The organism is Corynebacterium sp. HMSC055A01 (assembly GCF_001809405.1).
In the GTDB taxonomy this organism is placed as follows: Bacteria; Actinomycetota; Actinomycetes; order Mycobacteriales; family Mycobacteriaceae; genus Corynebacterium; species Corynebacterium hesseae.
Genome location: NZ_KV797553.1, coordinates 62987 through 82299 on the forward strand (window position 1 = coordinate 62987; position 19313 = coordinate 82299).

The 19313-nt window shown below is 60.5% G+C and carries 20 protein-coding genes and 1 tRNA gene; 11 read left to right on the plus strand and 10 right to left on the minus strand.

All coding sequences use genetic code 11. From position 1 onward, the window contains the following. Window positions 1-87: 87 nt before the first annotated feature. The 4 genes from dhaK to HMPREF2604_RS03300 all read left to right on the plus strand — a co-directional run bounded on the left by dhaK (window position 88) and on the right by HMPREF2604_RS03300 (window position 3013). Window positions 88-1089, plus strand: coding sequence for a dihydroxyacetone kinase subunit DhaK (dhaK, locus tag HMPREF2604_RS03285; RefSeq protein ID WP_070563176.1), 1002 nt, complete (start codon window positions 88-90; stop codon window positions 1087-1089). A 2-nt stretch (window positions 1090-1091) separates the two neighbouring features. Beyond that, window positions 1092-1757 (plus strand): dihydroxyacetone kinase subunit DhaL, encoded by a 666-nt coding sequence (dhaL, locus tag HMPREF2604_RS03290; RefSeq protein WP_070563179.1) that lies wholly within the window; start codon window positions 1092-1094, stop codon window positions 1755-1757. Between the two features lie 3 nt (window positions 1758-1760). Beyond that, window positions 1761-2471 (plus strand): dihydroxyacetone kinase phosphoryl donor subunit DhaM, encoded by a 711-nt coding sequence (gene dhaM / locus HMPREF2604_RS03295; RefSeq protein WP_070563182.1) that lies wholly within the window; start codon window positions 1761-1763, stop codon window positions 2469-2471. Between the two features lie 119 nt (window positions 2472-2590). Continuing rightward, on the plus strand, window positions 2591-3013 hold the full coding sequence (locus HMPREF2604_RS03300) for a hypothetical protein (RefSeq protein ID WP_070563185.1): 423 nt from the start codon (window positions 2591-2593) through the stop codon (window positions 3011-3013). An 87-nt stretch (window positions 3014-3100) separates the two neighbouring features. On the opposite strand, the gene HMPREF2604_RS03305 is transcribed toward HMPREF2604_RS03300, so the two are convergent. Together HMPREF2604_RS03305 and ppgK are read right to left on the minus strand one after the other, a co-directional pair. Next, window positions 3101-4573: an RNA polymerase sigma factor gene (locus tag HMPREF2604_RS03305; RefSeq protein WP_070563188.1), complete on the minus strand. Its 1473-nt coding sequence runs from the start codon at window positions 4571-4573 to the stop codon at window positions 3101-3103. A gap of 201 nt (window positions 4574-4774) precedes the next feature. After that, entirely contained in the window at window positions 4775-5572 is a 798-nt protein-coding gene (gene ppgK / locus HMPREF2604_RS03310) for a polyphosphate--glucose phosphotransferase (protein WP_070531305.1), read from the minus strand. 343 nt (window positions 5573-5915) lie between these two features. Here ppgK and HMPREF2604_RS03315 point away from each other — a divergent pair, with 343 nt between their 5' ends. Next, window positions 5916-6206, plus strand: a complete 291-nt coding sequence (locus HMPREF2604_RS03315; RefSeq protein ID WP_070531301.1) for a DUF4193 domain-containing protein — start codon at window positions 5916-5918, stop codon at window positions 6204-6206. A 27-nt stretch (window positions 6207-6233) separates the two neighbouring features. Here HMPREF2604_RS03315 and HMPREF2604_RS03320 read toward each other — a convergent pair whose 3' ends face one another. After that, window positions 6234-6761, minus strand: coding sequence for a DUF3093 domain-containing protein (locus HMPREF2604_RS03320; RefSeq protein WP_070531297.1), 528 nt, complete (start codon window positions 6759-6761; stop codon window positions 6234-6236). 132 nt (window positions 6762-6893) lie between these two features. Here HMPREF2604_RS03320 and dut point away from each other — a divergent pair, with 132 nt between their 5' ends. From dut to dxs, 5 genes are all read left to right on the plus strand, one after another. After that, the gene (dut, locus tag HMPREF2604_RS03325; RefSeq protein ID WP_070563191.1) at window positions 6894-7370 is read left to right on the plus strand and encodes a dUTP diphosphatase; all 477 of its coding nucleotides are present in this window, start codon (window positions 6894-6896) and stop codon (window positions 7368-7370) included. A 111-nt stretch (window positions 7371-7481) separates the two neighbouring features. Continuing rightward, on the plus strand, window positions 7482-8438 hold the full coding sequence (locus tag HMPREF2604_RS03330) for a DUF3710 domain-containing protein (protein ID WP_070563194.1): 957 nt from the start codon (window positions 7482-7484) through the stop codon (window positions 8436-8438). Between the two features lie 130 nt (window positions 8439-8568). Then, window positions 8569-9219 carry a DUF3159 domain-containing protein gene (locus HMPREF2604_RS03335; protein WP_371440687.1) on the plus strand — a complete coding sequence of 217 codons (651 nt, stop codon included), beginning with the start codon at window positions 8569-8571 and terminating at the stop codon, window positions 9217-9219. Window positions 9220-9271: 52 nt separating this feature from the next. Beyond that, window positions 9272-10567 (plus strand): class I SAM-dependent RNA methyltransferase, encoded by a 1296-nt coding sequence (locus HMPREF2604_RS03340; RefSeq protein WP_070563199.1) that lies wholly within the window; start codon window positions 9272-9274, stop codon window positions 10565-10567. 105 nt (window positions 10568-10672) lie between these two features. Next, on the plus strand, window positions 10673-12571 hold the full coding sequence (gene dxs, locus HMPREF2604_RS03345; RefSeq protein ID WP_070563203.1) for a 1-deoxy-D-xylulose-5-phosphate synthase: 1899 nt from the start codon (window positions 10673-10675) through the stop codon (window positions 12569-12571). A gap of 19 nt (window positions 12572-12590) precedes the next feature. On the opposite strand, the gene HMPREF2604_RS03350 is transcribed toward dxs, so the two are convergent. Together HMPREF2604_RS03350 and HMPREF2604_RS03355 are read right to left on the minus strand one after the other, a co-directional pair. After that, a complete protein-coding gene (locus HMPREF2604_RS03350; protein WP_070563206.1) occupies window positions 12591-13814 on the minus strand; it encodes an HRDC domain-containing protein in 1224 nt (407 codons plus the stop codon). A 1-nt stretch (window position 13815) separates the two neighbouring features. After that, complete coding sequence (locus HMPREF2604_RS03355; protein ID WP_141746420.1) at window positions 13816-14430, minus strand: DUF3000 domain-containing protein; 615 nt, start codon at window positions 14428-14430, stop codon at window positions 13816-13818. A gap of 176 nt (window positions 14431-14606) precedes the next feature. On the opposite strand from HMPREF2604_RS03355, the gene hemQ reads away from it, so the two are divergent. Further along, complete coding sequence (hemQ, locus tag HMPREF2604_RS03360) at window positions 14607-15308, plus strand: hydrogen peroxide-dependent heme synthase (protein WP_070563212.1); 702 nt, start codon at window positions 14607-14609, stop codon at window positions 15306-15308. 56 nt (window positions 15309-15364) lie between these two features. Here the strand turns inward: hemQ and msrB are convergent, their stop codons facing one another. The 5 genes from msrB to HMPREF2604_RS03385 all read right to left on the minus strand — a co-directional run bounded on the left by msrB (window position 15365) and on the right by HMPREF2604_RS03385 (window position 18930). Next, a complete protein-coding gene (gene msrB, locus HMPREF2604_RS03365) occupies window positions 15365-15778 on the minus strand; it encodes a peptide-methionine (R)-S-oxide reductase MsrB (RefSeq protein ID WP_070563215.1) in 414 nt (137 codons plus the stop codon). Then, a complete protein-coding gene (locus tag HMPREF2604_RS03370; protein WP_070563218.1) occupies window positions 15775-16971 on the minus strand; it encodes a glycosyltransferase family 87 protein in 1197 nt (398 codons plus the stop codon). The genes msrB and HMPREF2604_RS03370 overlap by 4 nt, the downstream gene beginning before the upstream one ends. An 11-nt stretch (window positions 16972-16982) precedes the next feature. Then, window positions 16983-17633: a dihydrofolate reductase family protein gene (locus HMPREF2604_RS03375; RefSeq protein WP_070563222.1), complete on the minus strand. Its 651-nt coding sequence runs from the start codon at window positions 17631-17633 to the stop codon at window positions 16983-16985. A gap of 66 nt (window positions 17634-17699) precedes the next feature. Further along, window positions 17700-18587 carry a TDT family transporter gene (locus tag HMPREF2604_RS03380; protein WP_070563341.1) on the minus strand — a complete coding sequence of 296 codons (888 nt, stop codon included), beginning with the start codon at window positions 18585-18587 and terminating at the stop codon, window positions 17700-17702. Between the two features lie 268 nt (window positions 18588-18855). After that, window positions 18856-18930, minus strand: a tRNA-Val gene (locus HMPREF2604_RS03385). Window positions 18931-19313 lie beyond the last annotated feature (383 nt).

The window sequence follows — 19313 nt, forward strand, 5'->3', positions numbered from 1 at the left end:
CCGGCACAGTATCCGGTGGCGAAGGGTAGGCTCGGCAGCATTGTGAGAAGAGTGCTCTAGGCCAAGGAAAACCTAAGGAGAAAGATGATGAAAAAGCTCATGAACTCGCCGGACAACGTAGTAGCCGAATCAGTAGAGGGCTTCGCGTTAGCCCACGGTGACATTGTCACTCGAAACACGGATCCGCTGTTTATTGCCCGCGCACAGAAGAAAGAACACGGCAAGGTGGCTATTGTCTCCGGCGGTGGTTCTGGGCACGAGCCTTTGCATGCCGGTTTCGTTGGTCATGGAATGCTGGACGCGGCCGTGCCCGGCGCTATGTTCACCTCGCCGACTCCAGACGCCATCCAAGCAGCCACCGAGGCAGCTAATGCTGGGGCGGGAGTGCTCTACATCGTGAAGAACTACACCGGCGATGTCCTCAACTTCGATACTGCGGCAGAGCTGGCTGAATTCGATGATATTGAAGTTAGCCAGGTCATCGTCGACGACGATGTCGCGGTGGAGGATTCTACGTTTACCGCCGGTCGCCGCGGCGTCGCCGGAACCCTCTTGGTGGAGAAGCTAGCCGGTGCCGCGGCCGAGCGCGGCGATGACCTCGCTGCAGTGACCGCTGTGGCGAAAAAGGTGGTAGAAAACACCGCGACTATGGGTGCGGCGCTTTCCGCCTGCACCGTGCCCCATGTGGGCAAGCCTTCCTTTGACCTCGGGGAAGACGAGGTTGAGCTGGGCGTGGGCATCCACGGCGAGCCGGGTCGCAAGGAAATTCCGCTGGTTTCGGCCGACGACGTAACGGACCACTTGCTTGATCCCGTCCTGGCAGACCTTAAGCTGAGCGAAGGCGAGCGCACCATCGTCGTTGTCAACGGCATGGGAGCTACCCCGGCCTCTGAGCTGTACGTGGTTTACCGCCGGGTAGCTCAGCGCTTAAAGGAGGCGGGAGTGAGCATTGAACGCTCCCTTGTGGGCAACTTCGTTACGAGTCTGGATATGGCCGGGTGCTCCGTGAGCGTCATGCGCGCCGACGACGAAGACCTTGCGCTTTTCGACGCCCCCTGCCACACCGCCGCACTACGCCAAGGAGTGTAACTATGACAAATGATGTAACTCTTTCAACCGACTGGGCATTAGCGTGGATGAATAATTGTGCTGCAGCTGCGCATGAGCACCGCGAGGAGCTCATCGAGCTTGACCGCGCCATTGGAGACAGCGACCACGGTGAAAACGTCGATCGCGGCTTCCGCGCCGTCGTGGAGAAGATGGGCGCGGAAATCTCCCCAGAGGATTCTACCGTCGCTGATGTTCTGAAACTGACGGCAAAGACACTCATGTCCACCGTTGGCGGCGCCTCCGGGCCGTTGCTAGGGACCGCTTTCTTGCGTGCGTCTAAGGCTGCCGGTTCCGGGGCGATTGATGCGCCCACGGTGGCCAGTCTAATCGAGGCTGCACTCGAGGGGATTACTGCGCGCGGCAAGGCCGCGGAAGGGGAGAAGACGATGGTCGACGCCTGGGCGCCGGCCGCACGAGCTGCCCGTGAAGCGGCGGATGCCGCGCTGAGTCCCGCTGAGGTTGTGCGGGCGGCTGCTGACGCCGCAGCAACCGGCGCGGAGGATACCATTCCGATGGTGGCAACGAAGGGCCGCGCTTCCTATCTTGGGGAGCGCTCTGCTGGGCACAAGGATCCGGGTGCTACGTCCTCGGCTCTGTTCCTGGCCGCGGCTGCCGATGCTGCCGAGACTTCAACGAAGGAGGCATAAAACATGACACAACCGCGAGTTGGGCTTGTCCTTGTATCGCATTCGGCCAAGCTCGCTGAAGGCCTAGCAGAGCTTGCCGGACAAATGGCCGCTGATGTGACCATCCTTCCCGCCGGCGGCTTGGAAGACGGCGGAATCGGAACTTCCTACGACTACATCGAAGGCGCCATCAGCCATGCCCTCGGCCAAGGTCTCGGCGTTGTCGTCCTCACGGACTTGGGCTCGGCCACGATGACCGTTGAGTCTGTTCTTGAGTTCCTTGATGAAGAACAAGTCCGGTTTGTGGATGCCCCACTAGTCGAGGCTGCCGTTGCCGCAGCCACCGCCGCCCAACAAGGCGATGACCTTGCGGCCGTCGTCAGAGCTGCGGAACGGGCCATCGAGGTCTTCGTGCCGAAGCAGTCTGCCGCCGCTGATCCAGTGGATAAACAGGAACCCGAGACTAACCCAGATAGGTACTCGCTGACAGTGACCGTGGCTGATGAGGCGGGACTTCACGCCCGTCCAGCCTCCAAGGTCGCGGAGATGGCCGCAGAGGCAGACGGTGTCATTGTCCTCTCCTTTGATGGCGAAGAGGTGGAAGCAGACTCTGCAATGATGCTGATGTCTCTTGGAGCTTGTCAGGGTGCTTCAGTGACTATCAGCGGTGACGCTGCTGATAAAGAGGTCATTGACCGGATTGCTACGGGCATTGAGCTGGGGCTCGACGGCTAAGGCGCCTGGGAAATCGATGAGCAGCGGGCAATGACCCCCGTACGCGGGGATTGCGCCCGCTGCCTTCGCATAAGCTATCGGGCAGTGACCTAGCCGAGTCTTCGCGAAAGTGGGAAGTTATGACCCAGCCCGACTATGTGGAACCTAACTACTACGCAGCGGATCCGCACCAGGCTCCGTACCCGCAGGCTTATCCGAATTCCTATGCGGGTTCCTATGCGCCGGTGCCTTATGAAAGGCCATCCACTCCGAACCCGCTCGCCCCATGGGCACTGGGCTTCGCTATCGTTCCGCCACTTATCGACATCGCGCTGACACTCCTCATCAGCCCCGTTGGCTTCGTACTGTCGATGTTGACCACCATCACTGGGTGGTGTGCAGCAGGGCTTGGCGTTGCTGCGCTCATTCTCGGATCGGGGCGACGCCCTGAGCACAGGGGGACCGGCATGGCGGTGTGGGGAATGCTCATTGGTTTGGGCTGGAGCTACATTGCTCCTTTCGTTTCCATGGCACTGATTTTTGTCGTGGGGCCAAATTATTAGCCATCCAATGCGCATAGAGCGCGCAGAGCACAGAAGAAGCGGCGAGGAAGGTTAAACCTCCTCGCCGCTGAAATCTTTCTGCTCTCCCTAGTCCAGGTAGTCGCGCAACACCTGAGAGCGTGATGGGTGGCGCAGCTTGGACATCGTCTTGGACTCGATCTGGCGAATACGCTCGCGGGTAACGCCGTAGACTTGGCCGATTTCGTCTAAAGTGCGCGGCATGCCATCGGTCAGTCCGAAGCGCAGACGAACCACGCCGGCCTCTCGCTCGGAGAGGGTCGTGAGCACGTCCTGGAGCTGATCCTGCAGCAAGGTAAAGGACACAGCGTCGACAGCAATGACCGCTTCGGAATCCTCAATGAAGTCACCGAGCTGGGAGTCGCCCTCATCACCGATGGTCTGGTCCAGGGAAATGGGCTCACGAGCATACTGCTGGATCTCCAGCACCTTCTCTTCGGTGATATCCATTTCCTTCGCCAGCTCCAGCGGGGTGGGCTCGCGGCCCAAGTCCTGAAGCAGCTCGCGCTGAATGCGGCCCAACTTGTTGATGACTTCCACCATGTGCACCGGGATGCGGATGGTACGAGCCTGATCAGCCATGGCGCGAGTAATGGCCTGGCGGATCCACCAGGTGGCATAAGTGGAGAACTTATAGCCCTTGGTGTAGTCGAACTTCTCAACGGCGCGGATTAGACCCAGGTTGCCTTCTTGGATGAGATCCAGGAAGGCCATGCCGCGGCCCGTGTAGCGCTTAGCCAAGGACACCACGAGGCGCAGGTTTGCCTCGAGGAGGTGGTTCTTCGCCTTGCGGCCGTCACGAGCGATGGCGCGCATGTCGCGCTTCTCCATGGGGGAGAGCTTGGCGGCCTTGTCGCCTTCGGCGCGAGCCTTCTCCATCTCGTCCATACGGTACTGAGCGTAGAGGCCTGCCTCGATGCGCTTGGCCAGGGAGACCTCCTGCTCGGCGTTGAGCAGGGCGACTTTACCGATCTGCTTGAGGTAGGCGCGGACAGAGTCGGCCGAAGCAGTCAGCTCCGCGTCTTTACGGGCCTGACGCAGGGCAGCGGATTCATCCTCATCCCAGACGGAGGAGCCATCCTCCTCTTCGTCCTCGGAGTCCTCATCCTCCAAATCGTCATCATCGTCACCGAACTCGTCGTCCTCGTCCATCTCCGCGTTGTCCGGATCGAAGTCGATGTCGGCGTCATCGGACGTCTCGGCGTCCAACTCATCGGTCTGATCCTCTGCGAGGTCCTCCGAAGACTCGGCGCTTTCCGGCGAGGTTGCTTTCTTTGCCGCCGACTTGCGCACCGTCTTCTTGGCCGTCTTTTTCGCGGCCTTCTGGGCGGACTTGCGAGTAGTTTTCTTTGTTGCCTTCTTGGCCGTCTTCTTAGCCGTTTTCTTGGCGGTCTTCTTCGCAGTCTTTTTCGCGGTTTTCTTGGCCGTCTTCTTAGCGGTCTTTTTTGCCGTCTTCTTGGCGGTCTTCTGTGCAGGTGCAGATGCCTCGGAGGCGCTCTTGTCCTCGCCGAGTACCTGGTCTGAAGAATCAGTGGCTGCCACGTACGCCCTTTCGACTTGCTCTCTGAGTGGAAAATATGGGGACGCGCAAGTTTGTCGCGACTAGTCCCCGATGCTAGCCCGCCTCCGAGATGAGCGAGGGAGGCGCGCCGCTGGATATTCGATAATCGACAGCCCAGTATAGATCATTTTTGTCAACAGGCGGTGACTGGGGTCAACTAGGGAACGCTGGGACGATATAGATTAGGGGCGAATTCCTTCCTTCGCCGCCATTGCCGCGCCCACGATGCCCGCGCGATTGCGGAGCTGAGCAGCAACGACCGGTGTTTCAATTTTGAGGTGCTCGCCCCACTTGTCGAACTTGCGGGAGATTCCGCCACCGATCACAAAGGCTGAAGGGTTAAACAGCGCCTCATACTCGTGGAGTACGCGGTTGACGCGCTTTGCCCACTGCTTGGACTTGAGACCTTCACGTTCCTTGACCGCGGATGACGCCTGGTGCTCTGCTTCCTTCTCACCAACGATAAGGTGGCCAATCTCCGTATTGGGGAAGAGCTGGCCGTCCAGAAGGAATGCGGAGCCGATGCCCGTGCCCAGGGTGAGGAAGATGACGGGGCCCGAACGTGCAATGTCATCACCGTAGGCCACTTCGGCGAGGCCGGCCGCGTCGGCGTCGTTAAGCACGGTGAAGGGCGCGTCGAGGTACTGGCTCAACAAATCCTGCGCATCCACGCCAATCCAAGACTTATCAATATTCGCCGCGCTGCGAATCACTTGGCCTTTCACCACAGCAGGCATCGTGATTCCGACGGGGCCGTCCCAGCCTTTTTCGGCGACGATTTGGGCAATTACTTTTGCTACGGCTTCCGGCGTAGCGGGCTGGGGAGTAGCGATCTTCAGACGGTCACCGACGAACTCGCCTGTCGCGAGGTCTACCTCGGCGCCCTTGATGCCGGAGCCCCCAACATCAATGCCAAAGGAATGGCCCTGGTGCTCAAGGCTCAATGTCGTGTCCTGGTGCTGTGCTTCTTGCGCGGTCATACTGACAGTCTATGTTGAGCGCGGCGTTGATGTGGCAACAGTGTGAGTTTCGTATCGCTGGCGGAGTCGGCACTGTGCCGTTCCCGTATTAGTGACTGCAGCCGCTCCCGTATTAGTGACCGCATTGTGGGTGGGTGTGAGGAGTGATACTCAGAAAAATATCCAGCACTCCAAGAACGGTGAATGCCCAGCTCATCCTATTAAAATTCGCAGGGTAGGGGGTAGAGGGGTGGGGCGGTTGGTGCCCCCATCGCGGGGCGAGTGTGACACGGGGGCTTGCGTGGTTTAGGATGCCGTCGATAAATAGACGTACCAATCAATCTGACTCACAGGGGCAAGCATTATGGCCACCGATTACGACGCACCGCGTCGCCGCGCAGAAGACGACCTTGAGACCGATTCCCTCGAGGGCCTGAAGGCGGCTGAAAACGATAACAACGGCATGGATGACGATGGTGAAATCGTCGAGGCTTTTGAGCCGCCGTCAGTGGACCTGACTGGTGAGGAGCTCAATGTCACCGTCGTGCCGCGTAAAGAAAACGAATTCACCTGTTCTGTGTGCTACCTGGTGCAATCCAATAAGCGCCTCGACCACGAAGAGGATGGGCAGCCAGTCTGCATGGACTGCGCCTAGCGCAGCAGTTCATCCTGTGCGTGACTCTTAGCCTTGGGCGGCTGCCGCCTGTTCTGGAAGGAAAGCCGCGAGGAGCTTTTCGGGGTTGGTGGAGCCGATGAGCCAATAGGGGGTGGGATCCTCTGGGTCGTCGAGGACGAGCATGACGTGCTCAGGAACCCAGCCATGCGTGACAAGGAAGGCAGCCGGATCGAGCTGTGGTCCCAGCGCATTACGCCGCGCGGTGGCCGGCACCGCGGTACTGCGGGAGACAACATCGCTAGGCAGCTGTGCGTCCTTCACGGTGAGCCACCGGGTGCCATCGGCATCCTGCTCCACTTGAACTACTGTGTTGGACCACGTCACTAGCACCCACACGGCGATGGCACTAAGCAGAATGGCGGGAATAATGACCCACATGATGCCGCGGTTGAGGCTGACCGTGGCCGTGGAAATCGCCACGACGAACGCAGCCATGAACCACCAGTACCACGGCACCCATTGGCGCTCGCGATAGAGGATGACGGGGGATTCAGCAGACGCTGTGGGGGAAACAGGCGATGAATTCGAAGTCATGGCCTCTGAGTCTAGTCGTCGGGGAAGGGCAGAACCCAACGCAACCAAAGGTGCCGGGTAAGCGCGGTAGACGCGGCACAAAGCTCCATCCCTCGGGGTAGGGGATGGTGAGGACAAGGTAGGCTGGGCCGCGTGAATGAGCAACACCCCCTTGTAGATCCGGTAAGTCCATTCGGAGACATTCAGATCAAGCGCCTTGATAAGGAGCTTCCGCTGCCGCAGCGAGCCCATCGTGGCGATGCTGGCGCGGATCTCTACGCCGCGCATGACGCTACTCTGCGCCCCGGAGAACGCGCGCTCGTCGGCACTGGCATTGCTCTTGCCTTGCCAATGGGCACGGTAGGTTTGGTCCACCCGCGTTCGGGCTTGGCGGCCAAGCACGGGATTTCCGTGGTCAACACGCCGGGCACCATCGATGCGGAGTATCGCGGTGAGATTAAGGTGTGCCTTATTAATCACGATCCCGAAAAGACCTTTGAGGTCGAGCGCGGGATGCGAATTGCCCAGCTTGTTGTCCAACGAGTGGAGCTCGTGGGCTTCCGCGAAGTCGAGGAACTCGATGACACCGCTCGCGGCGACGGCGGGTATGGATCCACTGGCGTCAACTGAATCAGTTGCTCGTGGCAAAGCCTGCGCGTGAGCGGGCCATACCGAGCAACCCCACATCCGACAAACACAAGTTATCCGGCACAAGACACAGAATGAGGAAGGCGCAAAACCATGGCGATGTGGCCCTTTGGCAAAAAGAAGAAGGATGCTGGCAAGGACGAAAGCCAGGACAAGAACACCACCGTCCGCACTGATGCCGCGGACAAAGAAGTAAAAGAAGCAACGGCCGAACCAGCGTCGGCGGAGAGCTTGGCAACGGGGGCCGGAGAAAGTTCGACCGCTGAGGGGCCTGTACAAGCCAGCGCAGGGCTGGTCCGCGAGCATCAGGATGACGTCGAAGGTGTTGCCGGGGTAAAAGCCGTGGCGCACGACGCCATCAACGGTGAGATGGGCCCCTACGACGGCGACAACGTGGATATCGCCGAGTTCAACTTCGAGGACTTCTCCGTCGGCCTTTTGGACCTGGGCTCGATGCGCATCCCGCTGCCGAAGGGCTCGCAGGTTCAGGTGGAAATGGGCCCAGACGGCCCGCGTATGCTTCACATTCTTACGCCGCACGGACGCATGACGCCCGTGGCCTTCGCCGCGCCGCGCACGCCGGGGCAGTGGGCGGAATCTGCCAAGGACATCGTCAAGGGTTTGGAAGCAGATGGGTTTACAGCGCATCCGGAGGATGGTCCTTGGGGTTCTGAAATCGTCGGCACCAGTGATAAGGGCGGAATCCGAATCATTGGTGTGGAAGGGCCGCGGTGGATGTACCGTTTGACCTTGGCCGCTCCTGCGGGCAAGGAAGAGGAGCTAGCGCAGCTGGGACGCGAAGTCGTCGCGCGCACCTTTATCTATCGCGGCGAGCAGCCAATTCTTGCTGGAAGTTCACTTCCCGTGATGCTGCCGCAGCAGCTCGCTGAGCAAGTCCAGCAGGCGCTTCAGGAGCGCCAGCAACAGGCAGCGCAACCATCCAGCGCTCAAAACTCCGCGCCAGCGGATAATGCCGCGCGCGCCGAAAGCGGCGCGGAGGCCGAGGCTCGCGAACAATTGCGCAATCTCGACGACCACGAGAACAAGTAGCGCGCCCTAGGCCATTGGCCGTGACCCTCCCGGCTACTACCGAAAAGGATTGTTGAAACACGTGACCACCCCTATGCCCGAAGGGCGCGATACCACCGAACACGGCACTACGCCCGCCTCTGAGGCCTCCATGGACTCCACGAATACTGAGACACCACAACAGACTGCAGCAGCGACCCCAGCGCCTGAGGCAGAACCGTCGCTGCTCGAACAGATGGGAGGCCTGACCGGTCTGGTGTCTGCGACCCTGCCCGTGCTGGTGCTCATTCCGGTTAACAACATGTGGGGCCTGGGGCCTGCATTGGCCGCAGCGCTCGGTGTGGCGCTGGCTATCAGCCTGTGGCGTTTGGCGCGCAAAGAAACTTTGCAGCCAGCATTTTCCGGGTTGCTGGGTGTCGCCATCTGCGCTGGTATCGCGTGGTTTACAGGAGACGCCAAGGGCTACTTCCTTTATGGAATTTGGATGTCGCTCGTGCTGTTCATCGTGGCGGTTGTCTCCATCATCGTGCGCTGGCCGCTTGTCGGCGTGGTGTGGAAAGGCCTCAACGGCGATGGCATGGGGTGGCGAATCGTGCCGAAGGCACGGCGAGCCTATGCCTTGGCAACGGCGGGTTGGGCCGCGGTCTTCATTGCCCGTTTCGTGGTGCAGCGCGCGCTTTACGACGCCGATGCCACCACCACCCTCGGCATCGTTCGCATCCTCATGGGGTGGCCGCTAACCGGCATCGTCACCATCTTGACCGTCTGGATGGTTCGCCGTGCCAACGCCGCAGTGGAGTAATCACAGGGCGTAGAAGGAGCACAGAGCTCTGAAGACACCAAGGAGAGGATCCATGACTGAGAGTGCTCACAACGCTGCTGATTCAAGCGTTGTCAAAGGGGCGTCCTTCGACACCACCATCGAACGCATGGGGCACGGCGGTGTCGGAATCGGTCAGGCGCCCGACGGGCGCGTGTGTTTCGTCCCCAGTGCTTTCCCGGGCGACCAGGTGAGGGCGACGGTTACCAAGGCGAAGAAGTCCTTCGTGGAAGCTGAGATAATATCCGTCCTCCAGCCAGGTGAGTACCGCGTCGAGTCTTCGTGTCCCGCAGCACAGCGCGGTGCAGGTTGCTGCGATTTCGCCGAGCTAGATCCTGCGGCGGAACCAGGAATCAAGGCCGCCGTCTTGCGCGATCAACTACATAGGGTGGCCCGGCTTGAGGACGTGCCCGAGATTGAGGCTATCGATGTCGCACCGCAGCGCGGGTGGCGCACGAGGGTACGGCTGGGCGTCGACAAGCAAGGCCGTGCCGGTGTGCGCAAGCGCGGGTCCACCGAGCTGATTACAGACGTGGCGTGTAGCCAGCTCGTGCCGGGCCTCGTCGAGGGCCTCGTAGGGCCTGGTGCCCGGGCCTTTAGCCCTGGCGCGGAGGTTATTGCGGTCATGGACAGCGATGGCAACCGCCACGTCGTCGAGACGCGAAAAGCACCGCGCGGCCGCCGCATAGAGACTATCCGGGAAGTAATCGAGGCCCCGACCGAGGACGTCGTGCAGCGTGCCGACGGTCACGAGTTTCGTTTCCCGGCCACCGCTTTTTGGCAGGCGCACGTGGGCGCGCCCGACGTGTACACCAGTCTCGCACGCGAGTGGCTTGCTGTGGAGGCGGGAGAAAGCAGTGCCGCAGATGAATCCGCGGTCGACGCAGCGGCTTGGGACCTCTATGGAGGGGTAGGGCTTTTCGTTCCTGCTCTGGCAGAAGTCACGGCGCCCCAGGGCGGGCACACCACCGTGTTTTCCGTCGATTACTCGCCGGCGGCTGCGGCGGCACAGCCGGGTCTTGCAGAGTATGACGTGCACTTTCGCACCGACAAGGTGGAGCAGGTAGCGAGCCAATTGCCAAAGCCAACGACGGTGGTTTTGGATCCGCCGCGCACCGGTGCTGGCCGGGATGTGGTGGGCGCAATTGCTGAGGCAGCGCCGCAACGCGTTCTGCACATCGGATGCGATCCCGCTACCTTTGCCCGCGATATCGCCGCGTGGTCTGAGAGCGGCTACCGCATACAGCGCTTAGCAATGGTGAATGCTTTTCCCGGAACGCACCACTTTGAAACCCTGGCGCTGTTGGTCCCCGCGGCACAGGTGGCATAGCTTTCGCTTCGAGTGCTGCCGGGGCAATGATTGACGTGTCACGTGTGTTAGCGGGTACGGTGGTAGAGAAGAAAACGATCGATGAAGGGGTTTAAGGCAAGCTCTATGGGCATTCTGGATTCCATTCAATCACCAGGCGATCTCAAAGCCCTGAGCAAGACGCAACTGGGTGAGCTCGCGGCGGAGATTCGCCAGCGCTTGATTGAGAAGGTGTCCGCTACCGGCGGTCACCTTGGCCCTAATTTGGGTGTTGTGGAGCTCACTGTGGCGATCCACCGCGTCTTCGATTCCCCGCGAGATCCCATCGTCTTTGACACCTCCCACCAGGCATATGTGCATAAGATGCTCACGGGCCGTGCCGATCAATTCGATACGCTGCGCCAGAAGGGCGGCTTGTCCGGCTACACGGACCGCGGGGAATCTGAGCACGACTGGACGGAATCCTCCCACGCCTCGGCGTCACTGTCCACGGTGGACGGCCTGTCCAAGGCCTTCAAGATTCGCGGTGAATCGCACCGCAATGCTGTGGCGGTTGTCGGTGACGGCGCCCTGACGGGTGGCATGTGTTGGGAAGCGCTCAACAACATTTCTGCGGATAAAGACCGCAACGTTGTCATCATCGTGAATGACAATGGCCGCTCCTATTCACCGACCATCGGCGGACTCTCAGAAAACCTTGGGCGCATCCGCGCGCAGCATGGCTATGACGAGTTCATGGCGCTGGGCAAGAAGCGCCTGAAGTCCATGGGTTGGGTAGGCGAGCGCACCTTTGACGCTTTGCATGCGGTCAAGGAAGGCGTGAAGTCCACCGTCCTGCCCACCGAGATGTTCCCAGAACTGGGCATCAAATACATTGGTCCGATTAACGGACACGATATCGACGCCGTGGTCCGGGCACTGAGATACGCCCGCGACTATGACGGCCCCATCATCGTGCATACGGTCACGGAGAAGGGCCACGGCTTCGCACCAGCGGTCAATGAGCCGAAGGACCAGATGCACTCCACAGGGGCTATCGACCCAGTCACCGGTGTGTCCAAAGGACAGAAGCAACCGGGATGGACTGCGGCCTTCTCCGAGGAACTCATTAAGGCCGGCCATGCCCGCGAGGATATTGTGGCGATAACCGCCGCTATGGCAGGCCCAACGGGATTAGCTCCATTCCAAGAGGAGTTCCCAGAGCGCTTCTTCGATGTCGGAATTGCAGAACAACATGCCATGGCCTCTGCGTCCGGCCTGGCGCTGGCAGGTATGCACCCGGTGGTGGCGGTGTATTCCACCTTCCTCAACCGCGCAGTGGACCAAGTGGTCATGGACATCGCGTTGCTGAAGCTGCCCGTCACCATCGTTCTCGATCGCGCCGGCGTCACAGGATCCGATGGTCCCTCGCACAATGGTGTCTGGGACATGGCGCTGATGAGCATCGTCCCGGGTATGCGCATCGCCGCACCGCGCGATGGTGCCCGCTTAAGGGAGCTCTTCAATGAAGCAATTTCCATCGAGGATGGCCCGACGGTAGTGCGCTTCCCTAAGGGCAACCTGCTGGATGATTGTGAGGAGCTCAAGCGCCTCGATGATGGCGTCGACATCCTGCGCTATTCCGATGCTGCTGAATCAGCGGCCGACGCAACGGATGTTCTGATCGTCTCCATCGGCGCCATGAGTGCCCGATCCCTGGGGGCCGCCGAGCGGTTGGAAGCCGAAGGCTTCAACGTGACCGTCGTTGATCCGCGCTGGCCGGTTCCGGTCCCACAATCCATTATCGCGCTGGCTGCGGATCATGACCTCGTGGTCACGGTGGAGGACGGGATCCTGCGTGGCGGCGTGGGTTCCATGGTGGCCGAAGCACTCGATGCTGCCGATGTGGATACCCCCGTGCACCGACTCGGCGTGCCGGGCTGTTTCCCCAAGCACGCCAGCCGCGGTGAGGTTCTTGAGGAATTCGGGCTGACTCCGGAGGGAATCGCAGAGTCCGTCAGCGAGTGGGTAGCTGCCCGCAGCTAAGAACGCGGGGGAGTGGGCGCTACTGCTCCAGCCCGTGGCACAAAAGCGGGGAGGCAAGCTCGATTTGCCACTCGCGCGCGCCCTGGGAACGTAGGAAATCGGGGATATCCGAAGCGTTTGTGATTTCCCCGGCGACGCCACCCTCTGGGCCACACGCCGCCCACACGGCCATGCGTAGCAGGCTGGGTTTGAGAATGAGCTCGTAGCTCATGCCGAGCTCATCGCCGAGGTCCTCGAAGTCACTACGGATTTCGGTGTAGAGCTGCCACAGTTCGGGGAACTCCCGGCTAAAAACTGATTTGGAAGGAACCGGGCGCGGGCTGCGCAGCACCTTCGGCCATTGCTGGCGCGGGCTGGCCAGTGCGGTTTCAACCGCGTCGAACCACCGCAAGGTCGCACCCCCGCGGCGTCGGGGAAAACCTTTGATTTGGTTGATTTCGCGTGGCGAGCGGGGCACGCGGCGAGCAATGTCCACCAACACGCGGTGCGGTAGTACTCGGTTGGGGGCCACGTCCTGGGTGCGCGCGATAGATTCGCGGCGCTGCCACAGCTCGCGAGCCACGGCGAGCTGCTCGCCGGAGCGAAGCGAGGACACGCCCTTGAGATCCCGCCACGAGCGGGGCTCGGGGCCTTTAATGCGCGCGTGGTCGTCGACTATCTTCTCAAACTCCTCATAGGCCCAGTCGAGTTTTTCCTCCTCCGCGAGGATATCGCGCAAGGTCACAGCGAGCTCATTGAGTAACTCCACGTCAAGCGCCGCATAATTGCGCCACGACCGGGGAATGGGGGTTTCGGACCAGTCGGAATCGCCGTAGCCTTTTTCCAATTGGACGTCGAAAAGCTCCAGCACCATTGCTGCCAAGTTGGGGTGGGCAAAGCCGGCGAAGCGGGCGGCCAGCTCGGTATCGAAGAGCCTGCCTGGGTACAAGCCCAGCCAGGCTAGGCAAGGAAGATCGGAGGGGGCCGCATGGACGACCCATTCTTGGCCGTTGAGCACCGGTGCTAAGGCCGCGCGAAGCTCAGTCCTGTGGTGTTCCGGGGCGAGCAAAAAAGTGCCCGCACCTTCTCGGCGAATTTGTACTAGGAACGCGCGATCGTCATAGCGGTAAGCTGACGCGCGTTCGGTGTCGATGGCGAAGGGGCCAGTTCCAGCTGCCAGGCGGTCGGCGGCGGCGTGAAATTCACGGGGAGAAAGCAGGACCTTTGGTGTTCCGTCAACCGGTACCTGGCGCAGTTCAGTCATGTTAGCGCCCGAGCTCCGCTACGCCTTCTGGTGGCAGCCCTGCGACGAGGGAAAGAACTTGCGCAAAAGCTTCCACGTGTGGGGCGAGATCTAGGCCGGCGGCGGTCCAGGAGGCGCGCATTTCTAGTTGGTAGGCGCGCGGCGGGCCGCCGATCTCGCCGAAACGAACCGAGGCGGTCGACGTGACGGTGCCGCCCAGGTTTGTATGGGTCGCCTCGCGCACGTCAAGGGATTCGGTAAGCCATTCCCAGGCGACGTCGGGAAGCAGCGGATCCCCAGCGACGGCATCGTCCAAGTCCGCTTGGATGTAGGCCACGAGGCGCATTGCGCCTTCCCAGGCCTCCTCAGCGCCGGGATCGTGGAGCAGGATGAGGCGGCCGAAGGCATCGCCGTCAGAGTCGGTGGGGATGTTATCCCCATGCTCGTTGCGCTCAACTTCCAAGCCGATGGCGTGGCTGAACGGCGCTAGGCGCTGCGGTGGGCGGATGGTGCCCAACGTGATTTCTGGGCGCAGCTGTGCGGCATGGAGGGACTCAACGGCCTCCGTGAAGGCGGCCGGGGTGCTCGGCTCCGCAGGGCGCGAATCGGCGGGGGAGACGGCGGTGCGATCGTGCAGGTTGGTCGGTGCCCCTGCGAGGTTGCGCGAAGAAACGTCGGAATTGCTCACGGGGAACAACGTATAAGCTCCGCCCTCGTGGCGGTGGAAGGCGCGCCGAAAGGCTAGTGGCGCGAGGGGTTGTCTCCAACTTATGATGGATGCGAAACTCTGTCGGTTGAAAGAAGGAGAAAGGCATGTCGAAGGTCAACTTCGCCGAGCTCAATAAGGTCCAGCGCTATTCGCAGCACGCGGTTTTTCAAGTAATCCCCGGTGCGCTGGGCACCGAGCGCGAGGAGAGCGTGGCGCAGGCACAGAAGTTCTTCGCGGAATTGGAGGAAGCAGGCGTGGTTACCGTTCGCGGTATCTATGATCTCTCCGGGATGCGGGAGAGCGCTGACTTCATGATCTGGTGGCACGCTGAGGAATTCGCCGACATCCAGAAGGCCTTTGCGGACTTCCGCCGCGAGACCACCCTGGGGCAGGTTTCCGAGGTGACCTGGGTGGGCAATGCACTGCACCGCCCGGCGGAGTTCAACAAGTCCCACCTGCCGTCCTTCATTATGGGCGAAGAGCCCGGCGAGTGGATTTCCGTCTACCCCTTCGTGCGCTCTTACGACTGGTACACCATGGATGAGGAAAAGCGCCGCCGCATCCTGATGGAGCACGGCATGCAGGCACGTGATTATCCGGACGTACGCGCCAACACCGTGCCAGCCTTCGCGCTGGGTGACTACGAGTGGATCCTGGCCTTTGAGGCCCCGGAGCTGCACCGCATCGTGGACCTGATGTACCTCATGCGCTACACCGAGGCTCGTCACCACGTGCGCGAGGAGATTCCTTTCCACACCGGCCGCCGCGTGAAGGACGTGGCTGAGCTCATCGCGATCCTGCCTTAAGAACCGCGATAATTCGCGGTAGCTGCCGCGAAAAGCGCCGGAAGCCGGTTGAGGGTTTAGTCCTCGACCGGCTTTTCTTCTAGATCCAGGCAGATGGAATTGATGCAGTAGCGCAGGTCCGTCGGCGTATCGTAGCCCTCACCCTCGAAGACGTGGCCGAGGTGGGATTCACAGTTAGTGCACAGTACCTCGATGCGGCGCATGCCCAGTGAATTGTCTTCGCGCTCAATGATGGCGTCGCCGGCCAAAGGGGAGAAGAAGGACGGCCAGCCGCAGTGCGACTCAAACTTTTCCGTGGAGCGGAAGAGCTCGGCACCACAGGCGCGGCAGGAGTACACGCCTTCGGTAGTCGTGTTGGTGTACTCGCCGACGTGCGGTGCTTCCGTTCCGGCCTCACGCAGAACGTGGTACTCCTCGGGGCTTAACCGCTTGCGCCATTCGGTATCTGCAATGAGCTTGAAATCAGTCATGCTGGGAGTTTATCGCTAGCTTGAGGCTTTGGGCTAGCCCCTCGCTCCGCGGACCACCAGCCGGTCACGGTGGTGGCGGTCACCACGATGAGCAGTCCCCACCCAATGGTGGCGATGAAGACGCTCATCCAGTGTGCGGCGGTGGGCATGCTTGTCGACGTCCACTCGAGCGGCGCCAAGAATAAAAATGCGGCCAACCATGCTCCCCACGTGTGGAAGACCGAGCGTCCGAGCATCACCGTAAACAGCATGGGGATAAGCCACATGGAGTAGTACTGCTGACCCAGGGAGGAAAGGAAGAAGATGCCGACCATGATGGCACCACTTGTGCTCAGCGCCCAGAAGGTGGGCTCGCTGTTGCGCCAGCGTAGAAGCCCGAGGATGGCCACTGCGGCTAGCGCCGCGAAAAGGAGCCAGATGGGGTAGTAGATGATGCCGGGGAGATCGAAGTAAGCGCGCACGCCCGGCCACGAGGCATTGGCATAATCGCGCGTTGTCGCCAGGTAGGGAAGAAGATTGGCGCGGAAGCCTTCCACGCCCGGGACGATCGGCCAAGCAGCAAGGTTGCTCACTAGCGGTATAGCCACGCCCAAACCTACAGTGAGCCAGCGCTTGCGCACTAAAGCGAGGAAGAGCAGCGGGGCAAATTGCGGCTTAACCAGAATCGCCAGACCGATGCACAGCCCGGCGGCCCATCCGTGTTTATCCAACAAGACTAGAAACGCCACCATGGCGAGTAGTAGCACGCCGTTTATATTGGTAAAGACCAACGTGTTGATGACCGATTCGGTAGCGAAGGCAGCAGCGACGCTGACTGGCCACAAGGGGCCTCGCAGGCTGTGGCCTACGAAGCGAGTCAGTAGGGCCAAGGCGGCGACGATGGCCGCGGCGTTGGCCAGGATGAAGGCGATGCGCGCGTGTTCCTCGGAAACAAGCCCCAAGGGGGATAGGAGGAGCGTTGCGCCCGGGTTGTATAGGTAGAGCGGCTCGACGAAGGAATAGTTCTGTTCGTAGACCGGGTTGCCCTCCCACAGGTTCCGGATTGCGCGGTAGACGGTGCCGAAATCATCGGTCACCGTGCCGTTGAAGGCGAGTACGAACACGCGATGGAAAACCAAGACTATGGCGGCGGGCCACGCGGCGGCCGTCCACAGTCGCGCGGAATCTGAGGTTGAGGGAGCCGGAGAAGTCACGGCAGCACAGTTTACGGTGTTTGGGTTCGTCGATAGCGCAGAAACACCGTGCTGTCGACAGCAGCAACGTTCTCCAACTCGAGCTTGAGCGCAGGGGAGGTGGCTTTGCCATCGATGACGGGCTTTTCGACGGAGGGCGATAGGTGCGGGTCGAGCGTCAAATAGAGCTTGTCCACAAGTCCTTCGGCGATAAAGGCGGAGTACACGGAAGGGCCGCCCTCACAACTGATGCGGCGTGCGCCCTGGGCGCGAAGGGCAGCAATAGCCTCGCTCATGGTTCCGGTACCTGTGCTGATGACTTCGGCGCCGGCGTCGGCTAAGCGCCGTGCCTCGGGTGACGATGCGCGTTCCTCCGGGGTAAGCACGATGGGGCCTGCTGCAATGAAACCCTCGAACCCGGCAAAGTCAAGGGAGTGACTGAGTACGGCGAGCCGCGTGCTTGTCGACGGTCCGTACTCTTCCGACTTCACCGTGGCTGAGCCGACGACGGCAATGTCGGCCCACTCGCGCAGTGCGGCGAAGAGTTCACCGTCGGTGGCGTTGCCCATTGGCCCTGAGGTTCCATCGATGGTGGCGGAGCCGTGGAGCGTACTCACCGCAATCAAGCGGATTCCTTCTCGGTCGGGCCCCATGAGGTGGTTTATCAGAGCAGTGTCACTCATGGCGCCCCACGGTACCTGAAATGTCGACGACGGCTTAGGGCGTGGGATTGGCCGGAGCGTATGTGATCAGGCGCGTTGGAACCGCCATGTGCCGAAGCGCAGCGCAGAGGCTCCCCAATGCAATAGCAGGAGCACCAATAAAGCAAGGGACAACCGGTGCCAGCCTTCATTCCAGGAGCCAAGGCACAAAGTGCCGACAGGGAATGTGGAGCCCCACCAGCCTGGGCCATAAGGGGCCCACGCGACTACCGCTTGGTAAAAGCAATACATTGCGAATACTACGCAGGGCGCACCAATGATGAACATGATGATGCCGTAGAGGTGGGCGTCAAAAAGCAGTGTCGAGGCCGCCGTTGACTGTCCAACCACGCCGAGTGGGATCCATGCCGTACCCGCAGCCGCCTCGCGCGGCCTATCTTGACAGCGTACTAAAGACCAATAGCAATAAGCGAACAGCGGAATTGCGGTGATGAACGTGAGGAAGAAGCAAAGCTCACCGGCATAGTGGTAGAACTGCCCGTGGTTCATAGCCAACTGACCTGCGGAGGTCGCCGCCACCATGGGAGAAACAAGTGCCAGGCCCCAAGGAAAAGCGGGCTTGTCGTAGAGGTGCGGCTGTTTGAACAACCCCCACAGCTGCCATAGGCAGACCACCACCGATAGCGGTGCACCAATCCACCAACTTGCCAACTGGAAGGCATCGCTTCCAGTCAACGCGGTCCATGCCGAGCCGCACGCCAGCAGGCCCATCGTGTACATGCCCCACGCAGCCATATTCTGGTGTCGAGGCGGTTCATTTCTCGCGCCCACGGTAAAAATCACCAGCAGAACAGCTGCGATAAGAGCAAAAACAATTTGGCCTACGCGTAGACCATGCAAACCCGACAAAGTTGACGCAATTGAGGCTCCCATCAAGGAGCCTGCCCAGGCTGGGCCGTACTTTGGCAACTGCACATCTATCACCCTATGCCTGCACGTGTTTCTATTGAACCATTATGGAGTTATCGGGTAACTACGCGCGGGGCAGGTCCAATATCGTGCAGGCTTTATCAACCATGCCGTGCCCCAACGGGTTGAGCTATCGTGTCTGGCTTTCTTGGCCAGTTTCAGGAACAATGAGAAAATACCCCCGCGTGAACAGATAAATGCGGATTCGTTTTCCACATAGTATCCACGCGGAGGCTTGTGTTATACGCTGCACGTCTTTTACCTGCAGCTTTAATGGTGGTCCTAGCTGGGATTGAACCAGCGACCTTTCCGGTGTGAACGGAACGCTCTCCCACTGAGCTATAGAACCTCGGTGCAGCACTTAAGGTACACCGCGCGTATGGAAACCCCTAATCGACCAGCTCAACCGCGCTTTCATTTACTCTGCGTGCATTTATTCTGGTTGGTTGCTCGCGACTGTAAGGGTGTAGTGGCTACTCAGGGCTGTGCGAGAACGGATGGATCTTGGAGTTCTCCCGACAGTACTAGTGTGTTCCTAGTGCAATCATGCGCAATCACTGTAACCGCAGTCTCAATCACATTAATGTAATCCATGCGCTGTTGGATGGTTGGGGATTAGTGCTGTGGGCTGCGGATTTGGAAACTGGGTCGGTGCACGATAAAGTTTCTTCTCGCACCACGGCATACCAGCCGGGAACGTGCAATGCGGATGTAGCGCAGTTGGTAGCGCAT